Origin of the sequence: Halanaerobium sp. MA284_MarDTE_T2 (genome assembly GCF_003337245.1) — a bacterium.
Classification (GTDB): domain Bacteria; phylum Bacillota; class Halanaerobiia; order Halanaerobiales; family Halanaerobiaceae; genus QPJE01.
Window position 1 is genome coordinate 1 of sequence record NZ_QPJE01000060.1, and the last position, 1,675, is coordinate 1,675.

Consider the following 1,675-nt stretch of genomic DNA (forward strand, 5'->3'; position numbering starts at 1 on the left):
TATTTTTAGAACAGGCCTGATATCTTACCATCTGCATCTATGTCTATATCTTCTGCTGATGGTCTCTTAGGTAGCCCAGGCATTATCAGCACTGGCCCTGTCATTACTACCAAAAATCCTGCTCCTGCTGATAGATTTATCTCATTTACACTTACTGTAAATCCTTCCGGTCTTCCTTTTAGTGCTGGATTGTCTGATATAGAACTCTGTGTTTTTGCCATACATACAGGCAGACTGTCATATCCCTGCTTATTGTATTTTTCTATCTGCTTTAAGGCTTTATCGCTGTAATCTACTCCATCTGCTCCATATATCTCTTCTGCTATTGTCTCTATCTTTTCCTTTATCGGGGCTTTCTCATCATAGAGAAACTTAAACTGACTCTCTTTATTCTCCAGTATATCTACTACCTTTTCTGCCAGCTCTTCTCCTCCTTCTCCTCCTTTGGCCCATACTTCTGATAGTGCTACCTCTACTCCCAGATTCTCACATTTTTCTCTCACTAGCTCTAATTCTGCTTCTGTATCATCCGGGAACCTGTTTATTGCTACTACCAGTGGTACTCCAAATTTGTGCACATTCTCTATATGCTTTTCCAGGTTCTCTATTCCTTTTTCTAGTGCCTCCAGATTCTCTTTCTTAAGCTTTCCTGTTTCTACTCCTCCGTGCATCTTAAGTGCCCTTATTGTTGCCACAAGCACTGTTGCATCAGGTTTCAAATCAGCATATCTGGATTTGATGTCATAAAATTTCTCTGCTCCTAAGTCTGCTCCAAACCCTGCCTCTGTTATTGTTATATCTCCCAGCTTCATCGAAAACTTGGTTGCCATTACACTATTACATCCATGGGCTATATTTGCAAATGGCCCTCCATGTATAAAGGCTGGGGTGTTCTCTAATGTCTGCACCAGATTTGGTTTTATAGCATCTTTTAGAAGTGCTGTCATCGCTCCCTCTACCTTAAGATCATGAGCTGTTACCGGCTCATCATCATATGTATATGCTACCACTATCTTACCTAATTTCTCTTTCAGCTCCATCAGATCATTGGCCAGACACATTATCGCCATTATCTCTGAGGCTACTGTTATTAAAAATCCATCTTCTCTTGGCTGTCCATTTACTGTTCCTCCAAGACCTACTATTGTCTCTCTTAAGGCTCTATCATTCATATCTACTGCTCTTTTAAACTGTATCTGAGTTGGGTCTATCCCCAGTTCATTTCCCTGTTTTATATGGTTATCTATTACTGCTGCCAGAAGATTATGGGCTATTCCTATTGCATGTATATCTCCTGTAAAGTGCAGATTTATATCTTCCATCGGTATTACCTGTGCATATCCTCCACCTGCTGCTCCACCTTTTATTCCCATTGTCGGGCCTAAAGATGGTTCTCTTAGGGCTATTATGGCCTTTTTGCCTATTCTATTTAGGGCCTGTCCCAATCCTACTGTTGTTGTCGTTTTTCCCTCTCCTGCAGCTGTAGGAGTTATTGCTGTTACTAATACCAGCTTACTGTCCTCTTCCTCTTCCCTTTTCTTTAATACATCCAGCTTCACCTTTGCCTTATACTTACCATATAGTTCTAGATCATCTTCCTCTAATCCCAATTCTTCTGCTATTTCTGTTATTGGCTTCATTTCTGCTGCCTGTGCTATGGCTATATCACTTTTCA

General features: G+C 40.7%; 1 protein-coding gene. It reads right to left on the bottom strand.

Annotated elements, in window-relative coordinates; translation table 11 throughout:
- Positions 1 to 5: 5 nt before the first annotated feature.
- Positions 6 to 1,675, bottom strand: a 1,670-nt coding sequence (locus tag DFR78_RS11815; RefSeq protein ID WP_114459024.1) for a formate--tetrahydrofolate ligase, incomplete at its 5' end; no start/stop codon positions are given.